The 22,983-nt window shown below is 48.1% G+C and carries 25 protein-coding genes; 11 read left to right on the forward strand and 14 right to left on the reverse strand.

Annotated elements, in window-relative coordinates; translation table 11 throughout:
• Complete coding sequence (locus tag NIES2104_RS20085; protein WP_059000023.1) at positions 1-1,614, forward strand: Gldg family protein; 1,614 nt, start codon at positions 1-3, stop codon at positions 1,612-1,614.
• A 55-nt stretch (positions 1,615-1,669) separates the two neighbouring features.
• Here the strand turns inward: NIES2104_RS20085 and NIES2104_RS20090 are convergent, their stop codons facing one another.
• Positions 1,670-1,810, reverse strand: a complete 141-nt coding sequence (locus NIES2104_RS20090) for a hypothetical protein (protein ID WP_059000024.1) — start codon at positions 1,808-1,810, stop codon at positions 1,670-1,672.
• 150 nt (positions 1,811-1,960) lie between these two features.
• Here NIES2104_RS20090 and NIES2104_RS20095 point away from each other — a divergent pair, with 150 nt between their 5' ends.
• Complete coding sequence (locus tag NIES2104_RS20095) at positions 1,961-2,569, forward strand: Uma2 family endonuclease (protein ID WP_059000025.1); 609 nt, start codon at positions 1,961-1,963, stop codon at positions 2,567-2,569.
• A 60-nt stretch (positions 2,570-2,629) separates the two neighbouring features.
• Here the strand turns inward: NIES2104_RS20095 and trxB are convergent, their stop codons facing one another.
• Positions 2,630-3,997 (reverse strand): thioredoxin-disulfide reductase, encoded by a 1,368-nt coding sequence (gene trxB, locus NIES2104_RS20100; protein ID WP_059000026.1) that lies wholly within the window; start codon positions 3,995-3,997, stop codon positions 2,630-2,632.
• A gap of 103 nt (positions 3,998-4,100) precedes the next feature.
• Here trxB and NIES2104_RS20105 point away from each other — a divergent pair, with 103 nt between their 5' ends.
• The 7 genes from NIES2104_RS20105 (at position 4,101) to NIES2104_RS20135 (ending at position 11,439) form a co-directional block, all read left to right on the forward strand.
• Complete coding sequence (locus tag NIES2104_RS20105) at positions 4,101-4,679, forward strand: Uma2 family endonuclease (RefSeq protein ID WP_059000027.1); 579 nt, start codon at positions 4,101-4,103, stop codon at positions 4,677-4,679.
• Positions 4,680-4,766: 87 nt separating this feature from the next.
• On the forward strand, positions 4,767-5,279 hold the full coding sequence (locus tag NIES2104_RS20110) for a pentapeptide repeat-containing protein (RefSeq protein ID WP_059000028.1): 513 nt from the start codon (positions 4,767-4,769) through the stop codon (positions 5,277-5,279).
• A gap of 154 nt (positions 5,280-5,433) precedes the next feature.
• Positions 5,434-6,204, forward strand: coding sequence for an Rpn family recombination-promoting nuclease/putative transposase (locus NIES2104_RS20115; RefSeq protein ID WP_059000029.1), 771 nt, complete (start codon positions 5,434-5,436; stop codon positions 6,202-6,204).
• A 182-nt stretch (positions 6,205-6,386) separates the two neighbouring features.
• The gene (locus NIES2104_RS20120; protein WP_072218105.1) at positions 6,387-6,896 is read left to right on the forward strand and encodes an Hsp20/alpha crystallin family protein; all 510 of its coding nucleotides are present in this window, start codon (positions 6,387-6,389) and stop codon (positions 6,894-6,896) included.
• 246 nt (positions 6,897-7,142) lie between these two features.
• A complete protein-coding gene (gene dnaK / locus NIES2104_RS20125; RefSeq protein ID WP_059000030.1) occupies positions 7,143-9,056 on the forward strand; it encodes a molecular chaperone DnaK in 1,914 nt (637 codons plus the stop codon).
• Between the two features lie 165 nt (positions 9,057-9,221).
• Positions 9,222-10,235 carry a phosphotransferase enzyme family protein gene (locus NIES2104_RS20130; protein ID WP_059000031.1) on the forward strand — a complete coding sequence of 338 codons (1,014 nt, stop codon included), beginning with the start codon at positions 9,222-9,224 and terminating at the stop codon, positions 10,233-10,235.
• A gap of 229 nt (positions 10,236-10,464) precedes the next feature.
• Complete coding sequence (locus NIES2104_RS20135) at positions 10,465-11,439, forward strand: AMIN domain-containing protein (RefSeq protein WP_059000032.1); 975 nt, start codon at positions 10,465-10,467, stop codon at positions 11,437-11,439.
• A gap of 13 nt (positions 11,440-11,452) precedes the next feature.
• On the opposite strand, the gene NIES2104_RS20140 is transcribed toward NIES2104_RS20135, so the two are convergent.
• From NIES2104_RS20140 to NIES2104_RS20160, 5 genes are all read right to left on the reverse strand, one after another.
• Positions 11,453-13,684, reverse strand: coding sequence for a heavy metal translocating P-type ATPase (locus tag NIES2104_RS20140; protein WP_059000033.1), 2,232 nt, complete (start codon positions 13,682-13,684; stop codon positions 11,453-11,455).
• 7 nt (positions 13,685-13,691) lie between these two features.
• Entirely contained in the window at positions 13,692-13,886 is a 195-nt protein-coding gene (locus tag NIES2104_RS20145; protein WP_059000034.1) for a heavy-metal-associated domain-containing protein, read from the reverse strand.
• 474 nt (positions 13,887-14,360) lie between these two features.
• Positions 14,361-14,597 (reverse strand): hypothetical protein, encoded by a 237-nt coding sequence (locus NIES2104_RS20150; protein ID WP_156427004.1) that lies wholly within the window; start codon positions 14,595-14,597, stop codon positions 14,361-14,363.
• Positions 14,598-14,610: 13 nt separating this feature from the next.
• A complete protein-coding gene (locus tag NIES2104_RS20155; protein ID WP_059000036.1) occupies positions 14,611-15,678 on the reverse strand; it encodes a tocopherol cyclase family protein in 1,068 nt (355 codons plus the stop codon).
• Positions 15,662-15,961: a DUF6464 family protein gene (locus NIES2104_RS20160; protein ID WP_059000037.1), complete on the reverse strand. Its 300-nt coding sequence runs from the start codon at positions 15,959-15,961 to the stop codon at positions 15,662-15,664. The genes NIES2104_RS20155 and NIES2104_RS20160 overlap by 17 nt, the downstream gene beginning before the upstream one ends.
• Positions 15,962-16,122: 161 nt before the next feature.
• Between NIES2104_RS20160 and NIES2104_RS20165 the strand changes: the two genes are divergently transcribed.
• Both NIES2104_RS20165 and NIES2104_RS20170 read left to right on the forward strand, forming a co-directional pair.
• A complete protein-coding gene (locus NIES2104_RS20165) occupies positions 16,123-17,010 on the forward strand; it encodes an MbnP family copper-binding protein (RefSeq protein WP_059000038.1) in 888 nt (295 codons plus the stop codon).
• Positions 17,007-18,176: a methanobactin export MATE transporter MbnM gene (locus NIES2104_RS20170; RefSeq protein WP_059000039.1), complete on the forward strand. Its 1,170-nt coding sequence runs from the start codon at positions 17,007-17,009 to the stop codon at positions 18,174-18,176. The genes NIES2104_RS20165 and NIES2104_RS20170 overlap by 4 nt, the downstream gene beginning before the upstream one ends.
• On the opposite strand, the gene NIES2104_RS20175 is transcribed toward NIES2104_RS20170, so the two are convergent.
• From NIES2104_RS20175 to NIES2104_RS20205, 7 genes are all read right to left on the reverse strand, one after another.
• Positions 18,160-18,405, reverse strand: a complete 246-nt coding sequence (locus tag NIES2104_RS20175) for a hypothetical protein (protein ID WP_059000040.1) — start codon at positions 18,403-18,405, stop codon at positions 18,160-18,162. The genes NIES2104_RS20170 and NIES2104_RS20175 overlap by 17 nt on opposite strands.
• Positions 18,406-18,509: 104 nt before the next feature.
• Positions 18,510-18,716 (reverse strand): hypothetical protein, encoded by a 207-nt coding sequence (locus tag NIES2104_RS20180; protein ID WP_059000041.1) that lies wholly within the window; start codon positions 18,714-18,716, stop codon positions 18,510-18,512.
• A 621-nt stretch (positions 18,717-19,337) separates the two neighbouring features.
• Positions 19,338-19,760 (reverse strand): M48 family metallopeptidase, encoded by a 423-nt coding sequence (locus NIES2104_RS20185; RefSeq protein WP_059000042.1) that lies wholly within the window; start codon positions 19,758-19,760, stop codon positions 19,338-19,340.
• A gap of 27 nt (positions 19,761-19,787) precedes the next feature.
• Complete coding sequence (locus NIES2104_RS20190; protein ID WP_059000043.1) at positions 19,788-20,165, reverse strand: hypothetical protein; 378 nt, start codon at positions 20,163-20,165, stop codon at positions 19,788-19,790.
• Between the two features lie 45 nt (positions 20,166-20,210).
• Positions 20,211-21,020 carry a RodZ family helix-turn-helix domain-containing protein gene (locus NIES2104_RS20195; protein WP_059000044.1) on the reverse strand — a complete coding sequence of 270 codons (810 nt, stop codon included), beginning with the start codon at positions 21,018-21,020 and terminating at the stop codon, positions 20,211-20,213.
• A gap of 143 nt (positions 21,021-21,163) precedes the next feature.
• Positions 21,164-21,442, reverse strand: coding sequence for a 4a-hydroxytetrahydrobiopterin dehydratase (locus NIES2104_RS20200; protein WP_059001931.1), 279 nt, complete (start codon positions 21,440-21,442; stop codon positions 21,164-21,166).
• Between the two features lie 137 nt (positions 21,443-21,579).
• Complete coding sequence (locus NIES2104_RS20205) at positions 21,580-22,863, reverse strand: glycosyltransferase (RefSeq protein WP_059000045.1); 1,284 nt, start codon at positions 22,861-22,863, stop codon at positions 21,580-21,582.
• Between the last annotated feature and the right edge of the window lie 120 nt (positions 22,864-22,983).

Consider the following 22,983-nt stretch of genomic DNA (forward strand, 5'->3'; position numbering starts at 1 on the left):
ATGAAAAGACGTTTTAGCTTTGTAAAATTTCTCATTCTGCCGGGTGCGATGCTGATTCTAGCAGGCATTTCCGCTGGCATTGTCTCTGGAACTTGGGGATCGATTCCGTTCGGATTGATTATCGCTGGAATTGTGTTGATCGGACTGTGGATGGTTTTGATCGGGCGATTTGAAGATCCGTTAGCTCCGACGTTTTGGAAACGACGATCGACGCAAGCCAGCACGAATGCGTTAGTGAGTACGATCGCAGTTCTAGTCATTCTCGGATTGATTAATTTCTTAGCCGTCCGAGCGGCGCAACGCATTGATTTAACTGAATCTCGATTGTTCACGCTCTCGCCTGAATCGCAGCAAGTTCTACAAGAAATGCAGCAAGGCGTGAAAATTTGGGTGTTTTCTAGCGATCGTAATCCTCAAGATGTCGATCTACTCGAAAACTATCAGCGTAGAACGCCAAAATTTAGCTTTGAATTCGTTGATCCTCAAGCCAATCCTGGACTCGCTCAAGCCTTCGGAGTGAAGAATGCAGGCGATGTCTTTATCGAACTGCAATCGAGCAAACGGCGACAATTTTTGCAAAGCATTTCTCCGCAAGCCCGACTGTCTGAGAGTCGAGTCACGAATGGAATTTTGCAAATAACCAGCGATCGACGTTCTAAAGCCTATTTCCTTCAGGGTCACGGCGAAAAGTCGCTCACTGAAGGCGAAGGTGCAATCTCCAATTCCGTCAAAGCTTTAGAAGATAAGAATTTCACAAACGAGCCGCTGAATCTCGCTCAACTCGGAAGAGTTCCTTCTGATGCTTCCGCTGTTTTGGTAATTGGACCCACTCGCACATTACCAGAAGGTGAAGTGAAAGCGCTCCAAGACTATTCCAATCAAGGCGGAAATCTGTTGATTGCCGTTGACCCGAATGTCAAAGCTGGACTCGATCCGTTTCTAAACACTTGGGGTGTGAAACTTGACGATCGCATTGCCATCAACGCACCCGATCAACAGTTAACGAATGCAGGTCCAGCGGTGGCAGTCGTGACTCAATACGGTGCACATCCGATCACGAAAGATTTTGGTAACGGGATTTCGTTTTATCCGATCGCCCGCCCGATCGACATTACTCAAATCTCCGGCGTTCAAGCCACTCCGCTCCTTCTAACCGATCCAAACAGTTGGGCAGAAAGCAACATCAAACAGCAACCGCTCAAACTAGATGGCGGCGATCGACCGGGACCTTTAGCGATCAGTGTTGCCCTCGATCGTACCGTTACCCCAACGCCTTCTCCGTCTCCAACCGCTTCTCCCAGTCCGAATGCTTCTCCAAGTCCTTCACCCAGCCCGCTCGCTTCCAAACCCGCTCGCCTAGTCGTCTTTGGCAATTCCACTTTTATTGTGAATGGCTTTTCTAATCAACAGCTTAACGGTGATGTCTTTCTCAACTCCGTTACTTGGGTGAGCCAAGATCCATTGCAACCCCTTTCGATTCGTCCAAAAGACGTGAAGAATCGCCGCATCGTGCTGAATAATGAGCAAGCCTTGTTAATTGGATTTCTAGCATTAGGAATTGTGCCGCTCTTTGGTTTTATCACCGCTGGAGTCGTTTGGTGGCAACGTCGCTAAAAAACCTGGAAGTAACATGACTTCCAGGCGCATAACGATAAACCCAAAGAGAGAATTACATCAAGCCCAACTGAGCCAAGATGCCTTTTCCAGTCATCAATTCAGTTGCAAGACCGATCGCTAAACCGAGCATCGCTAAGCGACCGTTCCAGTTTTCAGCAAAATCGGTAAAGCCGAACGTTCCTTTCTTTTCCATGTCGCTACCTCTGTCAAAAGATAGAATGTTATAGCTTAAGTTAACATTTCTTAACGGAATTGACCATAGTAAAACGCTCGCTCAAGGAATTGAAGTCGATCGATCTCCGAATCCTCCTAAAATTGAAGCAATCGATCGAGTGACTTTTCCATGTCTTATACCCCGCTTAGACTACTGACGGTTGAAGAATTCGTTCAACAGTATGGCGATCAAATCCGCTACGAACTTGCGAATGGAGAGTTGATTGATATGGAGCCAACCGGACCTCATGAAGCGGTGGCGGGAAAAGTCGCAAGTCGGATTAGTCTAGAAATCGATCGACAAAACTTGCCCTTCGTCATTCCTAAAAGCTGTATTCTGCGTCCGTCTGGAGATGAAGCAACGGCTCGCCGCCCGGATGTGATAGTGCTTGATGAAGCTGCATTGATCGATGAACCCTACTGGCAGCAAGAACCTGTGATTGTTCAGGGTCGATCGATCAAATTGGTCGTTGAAGTCGTCAGTACCAACTGGGAAAATGACTATGCGCGAAAAGTGGAAGAATATGCGCTGATGGGAATTTCTGAGTACTGGATTATTGATTTTCGTGGATTGGGTGGCATTCGATTCATTGGCGATCCAAAGCAACCGACCATTACAGTCAATCGGCGAGTCGGGAGACTTTACGAACAACAACTATTTCGACTAGGAGAAAACCTTAATTCATCGCTATTTCCTGAATTGAAATTGAAGTTAGACGATGTGATGCCGCGTCAATAAGAAACAGCGGACAAGGAAACCCTCATCCGCTGCGACCTGAACAGAGCGAAACTTCAAAGTTTAGATATGAGCCGAAAGCACTTCGCGGTAGTGGCTCTTTTGCTTCACGCCTTTTAATTCCGCCACCTTATCTTTGTTCTTAAAGAGATGAACGGTCGGCGTTCCCATCACACCCGCTGCTTCTGCAATATCTGGATCTTCTTCGATGTCAATCTCGACAAAGTGAATCTGACCATCAAACTCATCCACAACTTTGCTGAGAATCGGTTTCAGCGTGTGACAAGGACCGCAACTCGGAGACGCATATTTTACCAAGATAGGTCGATCGCTTTCGTGATACAACTTCCGCAACGCCAATCCGCCCCGATGCCGGGTATGCTCCAAGCTAAATTCCACAACTTCACTTTCACTTGCAGCATGAGCCGTATTCTCTTCATTCGGCACATCGGCTTCAATTCGAGCAAACTCCTGCACCAAGCCATTCACCGACAACCAGCGTTCCGCTAACATTGCCGCCATACATCCGGTTCCCGCTGCGGTGATCGCCTGCCGGAATTCGTGATCCTGCACGTCTCCCGCTGCAAATACGCCTTCTAAGCTGGTTTCCACTGATCCATGCTTCGTCTTGATGTAGCCCACTTCATCGAGTTCGAGCTGACCTTTGAATAGAGAAGTATTTGGCGTGTGCCCGATCGCGTAAAACAATCCTTTCGCTTCTACGACGGTTTCTTCTCCCGTCTTACGATCGCGAAGTCTCACGCCCGTCATGTGCTTTTCATCGCCTACCACATCAGCAGCTTCCGAGTTCCAATGCACTGTAATCCGAGGATTACTCAACACCCGATCTTGCATTGCTTTCGAGGCACGCATCACATCACCCCGCACGACCATGTGCACATGATCGCCATACTTCGTGAGATAAATCGCTTCTTCGGCTGCGGTATCTCCCCCACCAATCACAACCAGCGGCACTCCTCTAAAAATCGGAGTCGCTCCATCACAGATCGCACAAGCGGAAATCCCACGGCTCCAGAATTCATGCTCACTCGGTAAACCTAACCGTTTCGCGGTCGCTCCAGTGGCAATCACAACACTGTGCGCTTGCACCTCGCGAGTCTCTCCTCGAATCGTAAACGGACGCTGGGAAAAATCAACTTCCAGCACATCTTCTGTCACCAATTCCGCACCCCAGCGTTCAGCCTGCGCTTTCATCTGCGTCATCAACTGAGGTCCAGTAATCCCTTGAGGAAAGCCCGGAAAATTCTCGACTTCGGTCGTGGTCATGAGTTGTCCACCGGGTAGCCCTCCTGCCTGAAAGCCCTCAAACACCAGCGGTTTGAGATTGGCACGTCCTGCATAAATCGCCGCCGTATAGCCAGCCGGACCCGACCCAATGATGACCACATTTTCTACAGTTGGGTTTGTCATAAGACCTGTATTACAAACTCATAACGACTATGAGTAGTATAACCCAAATCTAAAAGAAAAAGGAAGTCGGTAAAATACGGATTGTAATTCTGCGATCGATTCTATGACCCTCGCTTCAAACCCAATGACGCTTGCCGAATATTTGACGTATGATGCCGGGACGGAGCAGCGCTATGAGTTAGTGGATGGACTGTTGGTTGAGATGCCGCCGGAAAGTACTCGGAATAGCCGAATCGCGCTGTTTTTGTTGTCTGAATTTCTCAAGCTGCTGCCGTTTCAGAAAATTAGCCACAAAGATTATGAATTGGTCGTTAGTGGGGCACGGGCAAGAGTTCGCTTTCCCGATTTGATGGTATTTACAGACGAATTAGTTGAAGCGTTGAGTGGTGCAACGCGAGGCACAATTTTGCTGGAGATGCCGCCGCCTGCGATCGCGATCGAGATTGTGTCTCCGGGTAAAACGAATCGCGATCGTGACTATCGATATAAGCGATCGGAGTATGCGGCACGAGGCATTGCAGAATGTTGGATTGTTGATCCAGACGAAGCGCAGATTACTCTTCTGACATTAGTAGATGGATTTTATGAAGCGGTAATACTGCGAGACGACGATCGAATTCAATCCGCTCAACTTCCTCAATTGCAATTCACTGTAAATCAAGTCATGCAAGCGGGAGAATAGACTGTCATTCCACAAACTTAAGATGAAAATTGCGCTTTGAATGGGCAATCTGGATCAATCAATTGTTGCTTTAGAGCCATTGTGTAAATGAACTTATCCAAAAAAGAGTTACTAAAAAGGTACGCTTCTGGAGAACGCGACTTTTCGGACGCATCCATATATGATGAAGATCTTGAAGAAGAAGAGTTAGGTGGTCTTAACTTGAAGAACGTGGTTTTTCGCAACGCGGAACTACTATGTAATTTGCATGGAGCAAATCTTAGGGAGGCTGATCTCAGCGGTGCAACCTTGTCAGGAGACTTGAGAGGAATTAGTCTACGGGCAGCTAATCTCAGCAATGCCGATTTATCGGAAAATGACATGGCAGGTGCTGATCTTAGAAATGCTGATTTAAGCAATGCTCGGTTAGCACAATCAACTCTGAATGGAGCAGATTTAGTAAATGCCAATTTGAGTAGTGCATATCTAGGCGAAGCTTCTTTTCGTGGAGCCACTCTCAGAAATGCCAACCTAAAAGATGCAGTGAAATTCGACTCATACATGGCAATTCTCTGCAACACCGTCATGCCAGATGGCAGTGTTGCGAGTACTGAGAGGTAGAAATTCAACGTTACAAAGAAGCGATCAAACTGATACAAAAATCGCCCTTCAGCAAAATGAATGATTATTAGCGATCGCTTCGCAACAATCATCAAACTTTATATTTGCTCAAAACTAAATCTGGCGTACAGGGCGTACAATTTTACTATTTCTCATGTACGACGATACCTGCCGCTTCCTCGCTGAGCACTTCTCCTCAGACTTTGCCAGTTGGCTCCTAGGAGAACCTATCGAACTGACTGAACTTAAACCCTCGGAACTCTCCCTTGACCCGATTCGCACCGATGCGCTCATTCTGCTGCAATCGGCTGCCTCTTTCCTGCATCTAGAATTCCAAACCCTGCCCAAGAATAACGTTCCATTCCGAATGCTGGATTATCGCGTTCGTGCGTATCGTAAAGACTCAACTAAACCGATGCGGCAAGTGGTAATTTACCTGAAGCAAACGGCATCGGAGCGCGTCCATCAGACCTATTTTGAGATGGAACACACGCGCCACGAGTTTGAGGTGGTCAGAATTTGGGAAGAACCTGCTTCACGATTTCTGCAATATCCAGGATTGATTCCCTTTGCAACATTGGGTCAAAGCGCGGATGCAGAGGAAACGTTGCGGCAAGTGGCGCAACGAATTGATCAAATTGCAGATTCTGAAGCACAAGCGAATCTGATCGCAGCGTCAGGCATTTTAGCTGGGTTACGATTAGAAGACGAAGTGATTTATCGCATTCTACGGAGAGACATCATGCAGGAATCGACGGTTTATCGTTCAATCTGGAGAGAGGCTGAGGAAGAGAAGACACGAGCGATCGCACTCAACTTCCTACGCGAAGGCTTGTCGGTTGAGATGGTTGCTCGTGGAACTGGGCTATCGATCGATGAAGTCCAACAGCTTCAACAGCAACTCAACAATCTTCCACAGAGCTAAATTTCGGGAAACCCACTCACATTATCGGAACACCGAACAGAGGGCAGTTTTACCCATCGGCAACTACACCCACACCGTTACGGTTCGCCTCAATGCGATCGCACTCCATTCTTCTTACAGTAGATACATCAAGAGCGGACGAAACAAGCCGCTAATCACTCCTCTCTCTTCAAGCACTGATTATGATGACTACTCGTTTGAATCCTTGGCAAGAAATGGAAATGGCTCGTCGTCAGTTCAATCAACTCTTTAATGAAGTGATGCCGACCCGCGAAGCACTATGGTCGCCTGCGATCGAATTTCATGGCACTGACGAAGCCTTCACTCTGCGCGTTCAACTTCCGGGCGTGAAAGCAGAAGATGTCGAAGTGCAAGTCTCGCAAGATGCGATCGCAATCTCCGGTGAGCGCAAGTTTGAGCAAACCGATGCAAAAGGATTCCGCTCAGAGTTCCGCTATGGCAAGTTCCGCCGCGTGATGTCGCTGCCTGCTGCCGTTCAGAACGATCAAGTTAAGGCTGAATTCGTGGACGGTATCTTGACGCTGACTCTGCCCCGTTTGCAAGCGGTGAAGCCTGCCGTGGTCAAGTTGAACTTGGCAGGTACGACTCAGGAAGCCATTGCGCCTCAAGCTGAGACTGCTCCTGAAGCGCCTCAGACCGAAGCTGAAACCGCTGATCTCTGGAACAGCTAAATTATATTGAGGGGAAGAATTGAAATCTTCCCCCAACCGTCCCCCGATCGGTTCGGTAGGTACGGTAAATACCCCTTCATGTAACCTCTGAAGCCGAACAGTATATAAGGTAGGGGATTGAAGGATGCTTTGGTGGCACTGAACTGATACCCGTTTGAGTCCCGCCGCCCCGAACTGATTCTGGCACTGATGCCAGTCCCCTACCCCTGATAAAGCATTTGATAGTGATGGAGCCGAAGCACCAATATGGCAAAAGTTGTTGGAATTGATTTAGGAACGACGAACTCGTGTGTCGCCGTGATGGAAGGTGGTAAGCCCACTGTGATTGCAAATGCAGAAGGGTTTCGGACAACTCCTTCCGTGGTTGGATACGCGAAAAATGGCGATCGCTTAGTCGGTCAAATCGCCAAGCGCCAAGCCGTGATGAACCCAGAGAATACGTTTTATTCCGTGAAGCGGTTCATCGGTCGTCGATTTGATGAAGTGACGCACGAAGCGACTGAAGTGGCTTATAAAGTCCTGAATGTCGGTGGCAATGTGAAACTCGATTGCACCGCTCAAGGCAAGCAGTTTGCACCGGAAGAAATTTCGGCTCAAGTCCTCCGCAAGCTGAAAGAAGATGCAAGTAAGTATCTGGGCGAAGATGTCACCCAAGCGGTGATCACAGTTCCGGCTTACTTTAATGACTCTCAGCGCCAAGCGACTAAGGACGCGGGTAAGATTGCAGGTCTCGAAGTTCTCCGGATTATTAACGAGCCGACTGCGGCATCGCTGGCATACGGTCTCGATAAGAAGAGCAATGAAACGATTCTCGTCTTTGACTTAGGTGGTGGTACGTTCGATGTCTCGATCCTAGAAGTAGGCGATGGCGTGTTTGAAGTACTCGCGACTTCGGGCGACACTCACCTAGGTGGAGACGACTTCGACAAGAAGATCGTAGACTTTCTCGCGGATGGTTTCGCTCGTGCAGAGGGCATTGACCTTCGTAAGGATAAGCAAGCCCTCCAGCGTTTAACCGAAGCGGCTGAGAAAGCGAAGATCGAACTTTCTAACGTGACGCAAGCGGATATTAACTTACCGTTTATCACTGCAACTCAAGACGGTCCGAAGCACCTAGATACAACTCTGACCCGTCAGAAGTTCGAGGAATTGTGTGCAGATTTAATCGATCGCTGTCGCATTCCCGTCGAATCCGCGCTGCGTGACTCGAAACTCGACAAGAGCAAGATCGATGAAGTCGTTCTCGTGGGTGGTTCGACCCGAATCCCTGCGGTGAAAGAAGTCGTGAAGCGCGTTCTTGGCAAAGACCCGAACCAAACGGTGAACCCGGATGAAGTGGTTGCGGTCGGTGCTGCGATTCAAGCGGGCGTGTTGGCGGGTGAAGTCAAAGATATTCTCTTGCTCGACGTGACCCCGCTTTCCCTTGGTGTTGAAACCTTGGGTGGTGTGATGACGAAGATCATTCCTCGTAACACCACGATTCCGACCAAGAAATCTGAAGTGTTCTCGACTGCGGTAGATGGACAAAGCAATGTAGAAATCCATGTGCTGCAAGGTGAGCGCGAAATGTCGAACGATAACAAGAGCCTCGGAACCTTCCGCTTGGATGGAATTCCTCCCGCTCCCCGTGGCGTTCCTCAAATCGAAGTGACCTTTGACATCGACGCGAATGGTATCTTGACCGTTTCTGCAAAAGATAAGGGCACAGGTAAGGAACAGTCGATCAGCATCACGGGTGCATCGACCTTGCCGAAGGATGATGTCGAACGCATGGTTCGCGATGCTGAAGTCAACGCAGCAACCGATAAAGAACGCCGTGAGCGGATTGATCTGAAGAACCAGGCAGATTCGCTGGCATACCAAGCTGAGAAGCAAATCAGTGAATTGGGCGATAAAGTGCCTGAAGCGGATAAGACGAAGGTGGAAGGCTTGGTCAAGGATCTTAGAGATGCGATCGCGGCGGAAGACTTCGATCGGATCAAGACCTTACAAACCGATCTGCAACAATCGCTCTACGGCATTAGCCAAAACCTCTATCAGCAAGCGGGCGGCGGTGCTGACCCAGGTGCTGGTGCTGATCCAGGTGCAAGTGCTGGCGGTTCGACGGGTTCGACGGGTGGCGATGATGTGATTGATGCTGACTTCACCGAGTCGAAGTAAGTTCTAGTGGATTGTGATTGAGGCTGGTAGATTCCTTTGCTGAATCTGCCAGCTTTTTTATTAGTGCGATTGCGAATGTGACAAACCTTTTGTAGGCACAAACACATTATTCTGCCACTCACGCTATCGTAAAGAGCAGTTGTTTGGAAATTGTAAGAACGACCGATGAGCTTACCAGAACCAATCAAGCGCGTCATTATTGAGCAATGGTCATTTCTAGCTGAGGCGACTCTTGAGCCAACAGCACAGGGTTCAAGTAATACAACCTACTTTGTTCACGTACCACCAGACAAGCAGTTTGTCTTAAAGCTTCATTCGGCAACAACCAAGACTGCTCAAATTTACTACGAACATTCGCTTCTCACTTTTCTCCAGCACACTGAACTGCCTTTTTCGATTCCGGTTCCGATTCATGCAGCTTGCGGAGAGACTCTTATTCCAGTTGAAGTTCATGGGCAATTTCTCATGATTGCCTTACTGCCCCGTCTCGTTGGACAAATAATGGATCGACGAAATCTTAATCAGATTCAGTCGGCGGGTTCTGCCTTAGCGAAATTGCATGACCAGCTTGCTAAATTTGATCCCCAAGGGCAATTAGCACAATTACCATTTTGGGGAGAGTTGGCTCAGATTCATCCGAGAGTGAGCGATCCTTTGGCAATTCCACAAATGCTGAATTTGGGATTAGAAGAACAGCAGCAGCTTGCTCAACTGTTGAATGAAACAATTGAAGTTGCTCCTCATCTTTACAAAACGCTCCCCATTCAAACGATTCATGCAGACTATATTGCTCCGAATATTCTTGTTGAAAGCGATCGCGTCGTTGGAATTTTAGATTTTGAGTACGCCACGCGAGATCTGCGGTTGTTGGATTATTTGAGTAGCTTGGATCAGTTTGCGTCTTTTCCTTGGAAAGAAGTTCGATTTGGTGACATCGTTCGAGCCTTCAGTATGGGCTACCAGGTCTATTCTTCGTTGACTAAAGCAGAAATGGAAAGTGCAATTTCAGTTTGGCAGTTGCAACGAGCTAGTTCGCTAATTTATTGGACAGGTTGGATGATTGAAGGAAAGGGAAATCGTCAGAAGGTTACTGATGCGGTGTTGGAGACACTGAGATTTGAACCATGGCTCAAATTCAATCAGGAGGCATTGCTTATTAATACTTTGGGCTTTATTTGAAGTCTAAATTCTTGAGCTTTTGCAATTCAACAAGGAGCTACGCCTATTGTGAACGAAGCACGATCGACGGGGATGAAAAAGTTAGGGCTATGACCAGGTTTTCAAATTTGTTTGTGTGTTGCTGCGATCGCGTTCCTGAATTAGCAAACTTCATTTTTTACCTCGATCGTGTATCCAATCCCAGAAATCTCGCCTATAATCCAGCCAATTCTCTCGCTTTGTCCTTCTCATGCTGAACGCTCACAAACTCGAATTGACGGTCTCGATCGCGCTTCTTCTTGCCGCTCCTGCCACCGCTGCCCCACTGGAAAACTGGCGCTTCGATCCAAATACCAATCAACTCGAAGTTACCGTTCCCGCAGGTATTAAGCCGCGCTATACCCTTCTGGCACAACCGACCCGCATCGTTCTCGATTTGCCAGAGACGCAGATTGGAGCCGTCGCACCGAGAGGCAGTTATTCGGGAGCCGTGCGAGAAATTCGAGTGTCACAGTTTCAGCCAAATGTTGCGAGAATTGTCATCGAACTGGCTCCGAATGCGGTTCTAGACCGTCAGCAAGCACAACTTCAGCAAGTTCAGGATTCAGATCAAACCAGCGATCGCTGGATTCTTCGCCCCCTTCTTGCCGCGAGTGCCCCTTCTCCTACCACTCAAGCGGTGTTTAATCAGCTTCGTCCGATTCAGACTGCACCTGTTCAAGCCCCACAAGTGGCACAAACTCAGACCAACTCCGCGAATGATTTCGGATTGCCGCCTGCGCCGCCCACGATTGAAGCCACTCCCTCTACTCCCGTAGCCGTTCCCCCACCTACCGAATCTCGTCCTTTACCGACGGCTCCAGCGGTGATGCCTCCTTTGCAACCTGCACCGTTACCCGCTGCTGGATCAGGCAATTCTCCGGGTAGTAGTTTGTTGTTTCCTGATGCTGTTCGACCCGCCACACCCTCGAATCCGCTGCAACTGCCCGAAGTGAATCCGAGCTTAGCAATTCCGAATTCGTTCCCACCAATCAATGCTCCAACGGCTCAGCCGACAGTGACGGTTCCACCGCTCGATCGCAGTTCTACCCCGTCACAACCGACTGAACCGCGATCGATTCCCGCAGAACCTCGCACAACTGCCCAACCGATCGAAAATACTCCAGTTCCCGCACGAGCAAGAACGATTCAATTTGGTCAACCTCTTCCAACCTTGACGAATTAAGCACCAAGCGTGTTCATGATGGTTTGGGGCGAAAGTTACGAAGGCGTAGCGCATTGGTCACGACTGAAACGGAACTAAATGCCATTGCTGCGCCAGCAACGATCGGGTTGAGTAGCCAGCCGAACAATGGATAGAGAACTCCAGCCGCGATCGGGATTCCTACAATGTTGTAGATGAAGGCAAAGAATAGATTTTCTCGGATGTTGCGAATGGTGGCTCGGCTGAGTTGAATTGCTGTTACGATGCTGTTTAAGTCACCGGAAATCAGAGTAATATCACTCGCTGCGATCGCAATATCAGTTCCTGTGCCAATCGCCATTCCCACATCGGATTGGGCGAGTGCAGGCGCGTCATTGATTCCATCACCGACCATTGCAACAATCTTTCCTTCGCGTTGGAGAGATTCAACGATCGCAGCTTTTTGATCCGGTCGAACTTCGGCAAAGACTCTATCAATGTTGACTTCTCGTGCGATTACTTGTGCAGTCCGGCGATTGTCTCCGGTGAGCATCACGACTTCTAAACCCATTTTTTGTAGCGATCGAATTGCAGCGATCGAGGATGGTTTTACTGCATCTGCAATTCCCATGATCGCCTCGATCGAGCGATCCACAGCAATCCAAATCACAGTTTTACCTAAAGTTTCTAACTGCTGTGATTGTTGTAGGGCGTGAGTATCAATGTTTAGTTCAGTCATCCAGCGATCGGTGCCGATTTGGATAAGCTGCCCGGAAACATAGCCTTGTACACCGCTTCCAGCGATCGCTTCAAAGTCTTGAACTTCAGCAATGTCCACGCCTTGAGACTGAGCATATTGAACAACGGCTTCTGCTAATGGATGTTCAGACTGATGTTCGATCGATGCTGCAAATTTTAATAGCTCGAATTCGTTTTGATCTATTGTTCCTCGAACGGTGAAAAAGTCTGTAACCGTTGGCTTTCCTTTTGTGATTGTTCCCGTCTTATCTAAAACAATGGTTTGCAGTTTGTGTGCGAGTTCTAAACTCTCGGCACTTTTGATCAAGATACCGTTTTCTGCACCTTTTCCAGTACCAACCATGATCGATGTCGGTGTTGCTAATCCTAATGCACAAGGACAAGCAATGATTAAGACACCAACCGTTGTGATTAATGCGATCGATACATTGCCTGTGAAGGTGTACCAGACAATGAAGGTGAGAATCGCGATCGCAAGCACCGCAGGCACAAACCAACCTGTGATCTGATCTGCTAATCGTTGAATCGGTGCTTTTGATCCTTGAGCTTGCTGCACCAGTTTCACAATCTGAGCGAGAAAAGTATCTTTTCCGACTCGCGTTGCCCGAAATTTGAAGCTTCCAGTTTGATTTAATGTTGCTCCGATCACTTCATCGCCCGCTTGTTTCGTCACAGGTAAACTTTCGCCCGTCACCATTGCTTCGTCGATCGTCGATCGACCTTCTAAAATCTCGCCATCCACCGGAATCTTTTCACCCGGACGCACTAAGATCACGTCACCGACGATCACTTGGGCGATTGGTAAATCTATCTCTCGCCCCTGACGAATCACTCGCGCTGTCTTCGCTTGTAGCCCAATCAATCTCTGAATTGCTTCTGAAGTTTGCCCTCTTGCTCGTTGCTCTAACAATCGACCCAGTAACAACAGTGCAATGATGACCGATGCTGCTTCAAAGTAAACATCCGGGCTGAGTCCCTGTGCAATGAACCACTGCGGAAAGAAGGTGGGAAACAAAGAATAAAGGTATGCCGAGCCAGTCCCGATCGACACTAAAGTATCCATCGTAGCAGTGCGCCGTTTCAGAGACTTCCAAGCATTCACGAAAAACTTTGCACCACACCAGAACAATACCGGGGTTGTGAGTAGCCATTGTACGATCGCAGAATGCAGCCACATCGGAATCAGTGGAATTGATAGTCCCGTCATGGCTGGCAGTGAGCCAAGGACTAACACTGCACTAATCACACCCGCTGTCCAAACTTTGCGGTGTAATGTCCGATTTCGAGCGGGTTTAACCTCTACCAACACATTTTCTGGCAGAGGTTCGGCAGAATAGCCCGCATCACTGACGGCTTGTTGAATTTTAGCGATCGATGTTTTCCGCACATCGTACGAAACCGTTGCCTGCTCTGCACCAAAATTAACCGCGCAGGTTTTCACACCTTCAACGGCTTGAATTGCATTTTCAATATTCTTGGCGCAGGCAGCACAACTCATGCCCTGAAGCTTCAGAGTTGTCGTGTCCATAGGAATGTTAGGCAACGGTATAGCCCGCGTCGGTAATGGCTTGTTTGATCGAATCTTCTGAAGCTTGCGTCTCGATGTCCACCCGCTTTGTTTTTGGGTCAGCGGTAACGGTTGCAGCAGGATCGATCGACTTAATTGCAGTGGTAATCGTATCTCCACAAGCAGAACAAGCCATGTTTGGCACTGTGAGTTGTAGCGTCATGGGGGAACTCCTGAAGCGAATCATGAATCTCTACAACTTTATTGTGAACCCTCCAGTTAGCAGGAGAGTCAAGCAATGGTCTGGGAATCTGCTTTTGGGCATAGACAAAAGCGACCGATTTGTCGATCGCTTGATGACTTGACATTCTCGATTGAACGGGACTGGCGGGACTTGAACCCTCGACCTACCGCTTCAGATTTGTGTGAGTTTCCCCACTCTCTGGACTATACCTTCACCTTAAGCAAGTCTGCTTGTAGGTGGTGATCGTCTAGTCTCTACACCTTCCTAAATTGATTTAGGCTTGGCTCGGTATTCCCGTGACTGGCAAAATATGCTTTAGGGTTCACCGACTTTGACCACATTCACACGTAAAGTTTCCCTTACGGTGCCCGATATTTCAGGAGGCGGTTGCTCTATCCAACTGAGCTACAGCCCCGGATGAGTCGCATTATAGCAAGTCGATTTCAAACGGAATCAGTGATGAAAGAAATGTCCAAAAAAGTGCACAATGTGGGAGCCGATCGAGCCAAAGAAATGTGAAGTGTCACTCGGTTCAAATCCAGACAAACCGCTACCAATCGCGTCTCCCACTCCGTCATAATTTAGCGGTTCAGAACTGCGGGTTTTAAGCGATCGTACAATCATTTCCCCGACCGAAATCACGCCCAAACTGATTAACGACATGACCCCAAACGCCAATAATATCTCCATTGTTTTGACCTCCTCAAAAATTAAGTCCACATCCAGATGCCCAAGTTTCGTTCCAGGGAGCACCACCCGTTTCTAAACCGCATAAATCGCTCGTGGCGCAAACGATTAGACGTTCAGCCCGATCCCACAGTTCCACGGTGACAGAACCGCGCATCGTATCTTGGCAAACAAACTGCATTCCATCGATCGTGGGTGCACGTAAAGAGGTACCTGGTAACTCAGTCGTTCCCGTAACTGTCACGCGATAGTGTTGGTTTCGAGCATCCATCCGCCAATATCCCCAAGGACGAATCACCCAATTCACTTCAGCATTCCAGGGCACGAATTCGTAAAATTGACCCCGATAATGAATCCCGATCATGGCAACCGATTCCATCCACCAGAGAACGCCTCGTCTTCCGCCCCCTGCCGTAAGAGCGAAATCAGGCTCATTATCGAATGCGTTGCAGTTGAGCCAAAACCATTTACTCGGAAATGCTCCGCCCCAGTTCTTTTCACCGTATGCGGGAGCATTGACGAATTCGTATCTTTTTCCATTCCAATTGATGTAACCTGTGGCGTGTCCATGAGCCATCAGGACTTGCCAACCGGGTTCAAAGATTTGAAGTGATGAAAGAATTCCAGCAGTCGATTGTCGATCGCCCCATCCATACACAGGCGCGATCGAGTATTGCCACTCGGCATCATTTCCATTCGGCTCTTTCAATCGGCCCTGATGCCAAGTATTTGTGGCTTGATAGCCTTCGACGATCGTTTGATCGAATCGTTTTGGATCTAACAATTTCGGAGTTCCTGATTGTCGCCAATGTCCGAGAGCAAGCTGATCCGAATCTGCCCAAAACCGATCGACATTCGGAAACGTTCGACACAGGTATTCATCATCAGGACCCAAAATCTGAGCCATGCCGCCGCTGGTCGGTTGACCGCCTTGAGGATCTTCGATCGAATACATAAACGCGAACGTTTGCCGAACGTCTGGCAACGTCACACGGTAGTACCATCCCTCAAAAAATCGTCTCGGAATGCGATTCCAGTGATAGCCACTGTGGGGAGTCGGAAGCGGACTAGTATTTTGATTCATACGATCGACAAGTTTCACAAGGACCCGAAGGATTGACCGCGCATCGAACATAAGGCGATCGAGCATTATAGACGCAGGTAAAATCGCCAATCAGAGCGCCAACACCTTCGACATATTGATAATCAGGAGGAAGACGGAGCAGGGTTTGGAGTTGTCTTCGTTCTGCGGCTGCCATTGCCGCCTGAAGTCGTTCCTGAGCTTGAAGCTCCAGTCGATGCCGGAGCAGAAACGCCAGGAGCGAGGGAAGAAGCGCGATCGCAAGAATCAAAAGGACTGAAAACATGATTCTATTTTGAGCGATCGTTAAGGAATTGGGTATTGATTTCTGCTTAAGTTCAGCGAAATTTTCTTAGCCTGTTCTCGTTCAAGTTTTACAGCCTGTCGTTTGAATTCAAATTTAGCTTGTCCTAGAGTGAAAAGGACTTTGACTGAACAGGCTGTTTTATGAAGTTGCAACTCTCTTTGATGGGTAGTGCCATTGCTACACTGCTTTCGTCTGCGATCGCAATGGCACAATCGACTCAACCTGTAGCGATTCAATTTCGTGGAGTTGTGGGCGATCGATCCTTTCAATGTACTTCGACGTATTCCCTTGGTACGTCTGCAACCTCAGTCGCTCCTTCTGATTTTCGCTTCTATGTTTCAGAAGTTGCGCTGATCGATGCTCAAGGAAAAGCCGTTCCAGTTACCCTCACGCAAGACGATCGCTGGCAGTATCAAAACGTTGCGCTGATTGATTTTGAGAATAAAACGGGAAGCTGCACCAATGGAACCGTTGAAACCAACGATCGCATTGTTGGCACTGTTCCCCAAGGCAGCTACAAAGGAATTCGGTTTACGTTAGGCGTTCCGTTCAATTTGAATCATGAAGATGCCACGATCGCGCCTTCTCCGCTGAATCTGACTTCGCTTTGGTGGAACTGGCGAGGCGGCTACAAGTTTGCTCGAATTGATTTCGTTCCGCCGATGTCCGGGATGAAACATGAGGGTGCTCATTCACCCGGTAAGCAACCGCGTGAAAGTTTTGCGATTCATCTAGGAAGTACTGGATGCAACGCAAATAACAATCGTCAGAAACCAGAAAGTTGTACGAATCCGAATACGTCAACCATTACACTAGATAACTTCAATCCACAAACGAATGTGATCGTGGCAGATATTCGGTCGTTAGTCAGCAACACCAACATGAGTAAAAATCAGCCCGAAACTGGAATCGGCTGTATGTCTGAACCAAAAGACGGTGACTGTGCTGGAATCATGACGAGCTTCGGACTACCCTGGAATAATCAACCTGCTCGTCAATCTTTCTTCCGCGTCGCACAGCAACGATGAAACGCTGGTTCAATCTCGCCGTTCTCACGGTTCTCTCATTTTGCCTCGCGATCGCTCTAAGCGCTGCATTTTCCAGAAGTGATGCAGCTTCACCTTACACTTGGCAGCTACCCGCCTGGACACCGCCACCAAATGTACCGACGAACAATCCGATGAGTGCTGCCAAAGTGGAACTCGGACGGCATTTGTTTTATGAAAAGCGGCTGTCAGTCATGGGTGAATTCTCCTGTGCGACTTGTCATGATCAAGCGCGGGCGTTTACGGAAAAGAAATCAGTGTCGATCGGCGTAACCGGAGAAGCTCATCCCCGCAATGCGATGAGTTTAGCGAATATTGCTTACAATTCAGTTCTCACTTGGGCAAACCCATTGATGACTGATTTGGAAACTCAGTTGTTGGTGCCAATTTTTGGTGAGCACCCGATCGAGATGGGCATGGCAGGCAAAGAAACCGAACTGATTGCCATGCTGAAGGGTGATCCGAACTATCAGAAGTTGTTTACAGAAGCATTCGGGAATGAGGAAATTAGTATCAATACGATGGCGAAAGCGATCGCAGCTTTTGAGCGTTCCTTAGTTTCATTCAATTCGCCCTACGATCAATATCGCTACGGCGGCAACGATCGAGCAATCTCTGAAGCTGCAAAACGCGGTGAAGCTCTTTTTGAAAGTGAGCGGCTCGAATGTTTCCATTGTCACGGCGGCATTAATTTCTCTGATTCGATTACTCATTCTCGATTAGCATTCAAAGAAATCGCTTTTCACAATACCGGACTCTACAATTTAGATGGCAAAGGCGCTTATCCTCCGAACAATACAGGCATCAAAGAAATTACGCTGAAACCGTCTGATATGGGACGCTTCAAAGCTCCGACCCTGAGAAATATTGCGTTAACGGCTCCTTATATGCACGATGGCAGCATTCCAACGTTAGAGAAAGTAATCGAGCATTACTCAGAAGGTGGAAGAACAATTCATGCCGGAAAATGGGCGGGAGTGGGCAATCAGAACCCGTTAAAAAGTTCGTTTATCAAAGGATTCAAACTCAGCGACCAAGAAAAACAAGATCTGCTAGAGTTTCTTCGCAGTCTCACCGATGAATCCTTTATTCAAAACCCTGCATTTCGCGATCCGAATGTCGATCGAGCACTTACTCGGTCGGACTAAGGCGTTTCATGACCCAGCTACTTGCCCCACTAATCAGCGCACCTGCCATCAAAATCCCCAATGCAGGCTGCATCACAGGTGTCCAGAGTGAAAGCCAAACCTCTAATCCGAGTGGCACTTTAGCCGCACGACCGAGAAGCGCGATCGCAAACCACCCAAAGCACAGCAGCACAAAAAATAAATTCCACATCAAAGCCGTATTTAGCCACTTAAAAAACGTTTCTTTCATCGAATCAATTAAAAGATTTACAGTACTAACTTAGCAAAAAGCGGGCTGCAACTAAAGTCAGTGCAACCCGATCGTGAATGATTGAAATCTAAGGCAAAATCGTTCTAAAGTTCATGAACCGATGGAAAGTCTTTTTCGCGGGCGAATTGTAGATTTTCAGGATCAACATAGTGGCAAACAGCATCATTAAGACAAATCACTGCCCAGCCCGAATGGTGCATCTCAACGAGTTGATAGCCCGATGCGTGTTGCACAAAATAGCCTTTGTGATTGCGAGTTCCAGGTTTGACTCCGACACGATCCATAGACATAATCATCCGCTCCTTAAGCTACAAAAAATAGTCGATCGACACTGTTCCAAGCAAGCTAGAATTGTCCATGAAAACTCAGGACTTCGCTTGTTGAATTCAACAAACTCGATTGAATGCAAGCTCGTTTCTTGCTGTTGTGAAGTGACGAAAAGACTGTTAAATAATGGGGAATGTATCCCAGTTATCAAATAGTATCATTCCCTTTCTAAGACGATGGTTAAATTATTTGATTTTGTATTGCAGTTTATAAATGAGTTTGATTGTTTTACCCTCTAAATTGCAACAATTTTGTAGTGTGAATAGATAATTTGATTACGTACACTTCATACGGCGAAATTCTGAATAAAAAAGAGCCAGAAACCTCTTCTAGCTCTTAAAAAATGTGAACAAAAATGTAGCGATCCTGAGAGGATATTTGAAACATAATCGTTGGTTGCATCGCCCGCCCCGGAATGGAATTCGGGGCTAATGGTGCGAAGTCAGTTGAAACTGACTAAAGACTCAAAATCTAGGCTCTTCAGTCCCCTTCAGTGGACTTCGTTCTACTAGCCCCGAATTCCATTCCGGGGCGGGTTGCAATCTTGCAATCGAAGCGAAGAAACTTCTTACACTTCCATCCTCTTAGGATTCAAAGAGCCAAGCTTTCACTTTTTGCAGACTTTTCCAATCCGGTTTTCTAGCTAGTCCATCTTCGATGTTTTGTTGCACTTCATCGCGCAATTCTTCGACCGCAAACGTAAGCTGCTGTGCCATTTCAATGTGCGATCGAACTCCCGGTTTCGACAAATCCAACATTGCCAGCACGAGATTGATTCGAGCTTGGGCATCTTGAGGCACGAGTTTCACCGCTTTTTGAGCCGCAGGAAGTGCCAGTGCAGGCTTACCCGCCAGCAAATAGAGCCACGCTAAACAAGTCCAAGCCGCACCCGTTTTGCGCGATCGATCACAGATTTCTTTAAACACTGGAATTAAAGTTTCTGGGTCTTCTCCCGCTTTATAGCGCTCTAATCCCTCTTCAAAAAGAGTTTCAACCGTTTGAGTCATGACATTGATTACGATGCGAACAGCTTTTCATTTTAACCTGTTGTAGCGAGTCACTTGATTGACTTGCGATCGCGATAATCCCAAAACTTGTGCGATCGCTTTTTCAAGCTGGTCGCGTTCAGTGTACGGAAACCGAAACTCTAATCTGCTCAAGGGCTGATTGCGCGTGAAAACGGTGACGATCGAAAACTGTTCCTGAATCACCACCTCAACCGATCGCACCAAAATAACCGGGGAATCTGAGGCGGATTCGAGAATGAAGGCTTTATCTGAAACGCTCGATCGCGTCAAAATCCAATCGGTCGCCCAACCGCTGACCATCCAAGCCAATCCACTTAAGACAGGCAGCAAGAGCCAGAATCGAAGACCCAGCGATCGAATGAATTTAAGCGATCGAGGTTGCATTTTTTTCAATCACTTGAGAAGACAACCTCAAGCATACTCTGTCTTTTACAATCTTTCTGGCGCTGCAACCTGCATTCCTGCACTCATTTTTGCAGTGGGTTGAACCTCAGATTTTGCAGCAGGCGAAACTTGAGGCGCATTCAATTCACTCGACGAAGTCGGAGCCGATTGATGCTGAGCCAGCCAAACCAATCCACCGCTCAACACTGCCGCATATCCGAGATACAAATGGACAGGCTTGAGATCGACTCCTCCAAGTCCGATCGTGCTTTTCCGTGGATGATACCAAGTTGGCAAAACGGCTTTCACCGGATCAACGGCAGGCAGTAAATCCAACAATTGAACACTATCGAGATTGAGCACCTTGGCGATCCGCTGAATAAATCCGCGCAAGTAAACATCTTCGGGTAAGTGCGCTCCGTGACCTGCTTCGATCGCCTGGAGTTGATGAACCGGAACGAGCGTTTTGCTGTGCAGTTCTGCGATCGACATCGATCGAGCGTGTCGAGCGGCTCGAATCTGAGCACCTAATCGGGCTAAACATTCTTGACGACGTTGTTCCGTTTCGGAAATGGGCTTTCTAGGGCGAACAGGTTCCGCAGGTTTCGGTTCCGGTGCGGGTTGAGGCAGCATTTCTCGCAGCGCTAATCGAATCGCTTCGCGTCCGACTGCTTTGAGGCAGAACTGTGTAGAAGTGCCTTCGGGAGCCGTTTCTTCTAAGCTTTCTAGAGCACGACGAAACACTTCACTCCGATAGAGTTCTGCTTCGAGTTGAGACAGCAGAGCGCGGAATCCTTCGGAAGATTCTGCACCTGCTCCGGTAACACTGACCATCATCGAGTCTTGCGCTAACATTTCCAGTCCTCGCCAAAATCAAAAATTGCGATCGACTCCGTAAAAAGTTCGAGCGATGTTTTTTAAGGTACGTACGAACAATTTACGCACGATTGTTTCGTTCTTCCGGATTGACGTAGGAAATCTGGATGATTTTACGGAAATTATCCCAATTGATTTGCTTTAGTTGCCCACGCTATGTCTTTTGAGGTAATCCCTCCCGCGTCATGAGTCGTCAAATCGATCGTGACACGATTGTATACATTGAACCACTCCGGGTGATGTCCGAGCGCTTCGGAAACGAGTGCCAAACTTGACATGAATCCGAAGGCTTCAACAAATGAAGGAAATTTGTATTCGCGATGCAGTTTGCCGTTCTCGATCGTCCATCCGTCTAACTGTTTCAATTGGGTTTCAAGTTCTTGCAGGGAAAGTGGAGACATGATGACACCTCGAAAATGTGCTGCTTTTCTCATTGTCTAGAAAGGCATTTGAAAAGTATAGAAGGTCTTCTCCGCTGCGTTCCGCTCCCGCCCCGAAATTCATTTCAGGGCGGGATGTCGCAACGAACGAAAAGCCTCTAACTCACTGCCATGATCGCAGGTTTCTCACTGCTTGATTTCGGAATCACACATCCTTTGATCAAGTCGCTCAGCTTTTGAAACACCGATTCTTCATCGAATCCGCGACCTGTCTCCGCCGCTTGACGAACGAGAGTTGTAAGTTTATCGCGATCGCGATCTAGTGCCTCAATTTGATCGGCTAATGCAGCCTTATCATCCAACGGTACAAACACGCCGCCCCCTTGTTGCGCGACTAATGTTTTCGGGTACGAACTCTCATATCCAACGAGCGGCAACCCGCAAACCAAGGATTCAATCAGACATCTCGCGGATTCTGGCGTTTTGTGGCAGAACATGAACACGTCTTGTTGCTGCATCAGATCGAGCGTCGATCGATGATCGCTCATAAATCCAGCAAAGTGAATCAAATCAGCAACCCCAAGCGTTTGAGCTAATTGCTTCATGTCGTTGAGCAAATTGCCTTCCCCGATCCAGGTCGCTGTGAAATTCATGCCGCGCTGCTTCAGGTCGTGAATCACTTCAATCCAATCGATCGCACCCTTCATTTCGGTGGCGCGTCCGGTGTAACACAGTCTCAGCGGTTCACCCTGCCGAATACGATCGAGCTTGGTCGCCAACCGTTCTGGACTGATTTGATCCGATTTCTGCGAATGCACGTAATAGATTAGGCGCGGATTCCGACTCGCTGGCGCATAGGCGTTGTAGCAGTCTTGTCCCTGAAACAGTCCCAGATCTGCTTGACGCATGAAGTTCATGATGTAGCGTTCAATGATTGGAACTGTCAGCGTGTCTTTGATTCGGGTTTTTAGCTTCAGCGATTTATCTTCTTTCAACATCCGTCGAATCACTTCATGTTCAACGCGATCGGCACGAATCGCATAAGAGCGGTTTAATCGAATCGCTTCTGAACACGCGACCCCCGCCCACTCTCCGATCCAGACGCAAGGCATTAAACAAAGATATTCACACTCCTGAATCTTTTGGCTCAGCAGTTTGCGAACGCGCTGATAGTGTCGCAGATAGATCAAAGGCTTGAACGCATACGGCAGGGGAACCAATTCAATGCGATCGAATCCGGGTAATTGCTCGATCGATTTCCAGGTTTCCAGTTTGGCAAAGTCGTGAGGCTCATTGTCTGGGAGAACTGGAGCAGCGACCACAATGCGATCGAAATGTTCTAGCCACCGCATTAAGCCATCACACGCTTGATAATCACAGCCATATTCTCCGTTCACAATGCGAAATGGAACGGGTACGACAAGAAACAAACTGGTATCCATGTTCAGATAATCCCTGCTCTACAAATGGCGATCCGATCGGGTAGAAGAAGCTTACGTCAGTATGTTCCACGATTACCACTGAAGAGGAGGATCAACGATCGGTAAAGCGTTCAGGCACAC

The sequence above is a fragment of the Leptolyngbya sp. NIES-2104 genome, from assembly GCF_001485215.1.
Lineage (GTDB): Bacteria > Cyanobacteriota > Cyanobacteriia > Leptolyngbyales > Leptolyngbyaceae > Leptolyngbya.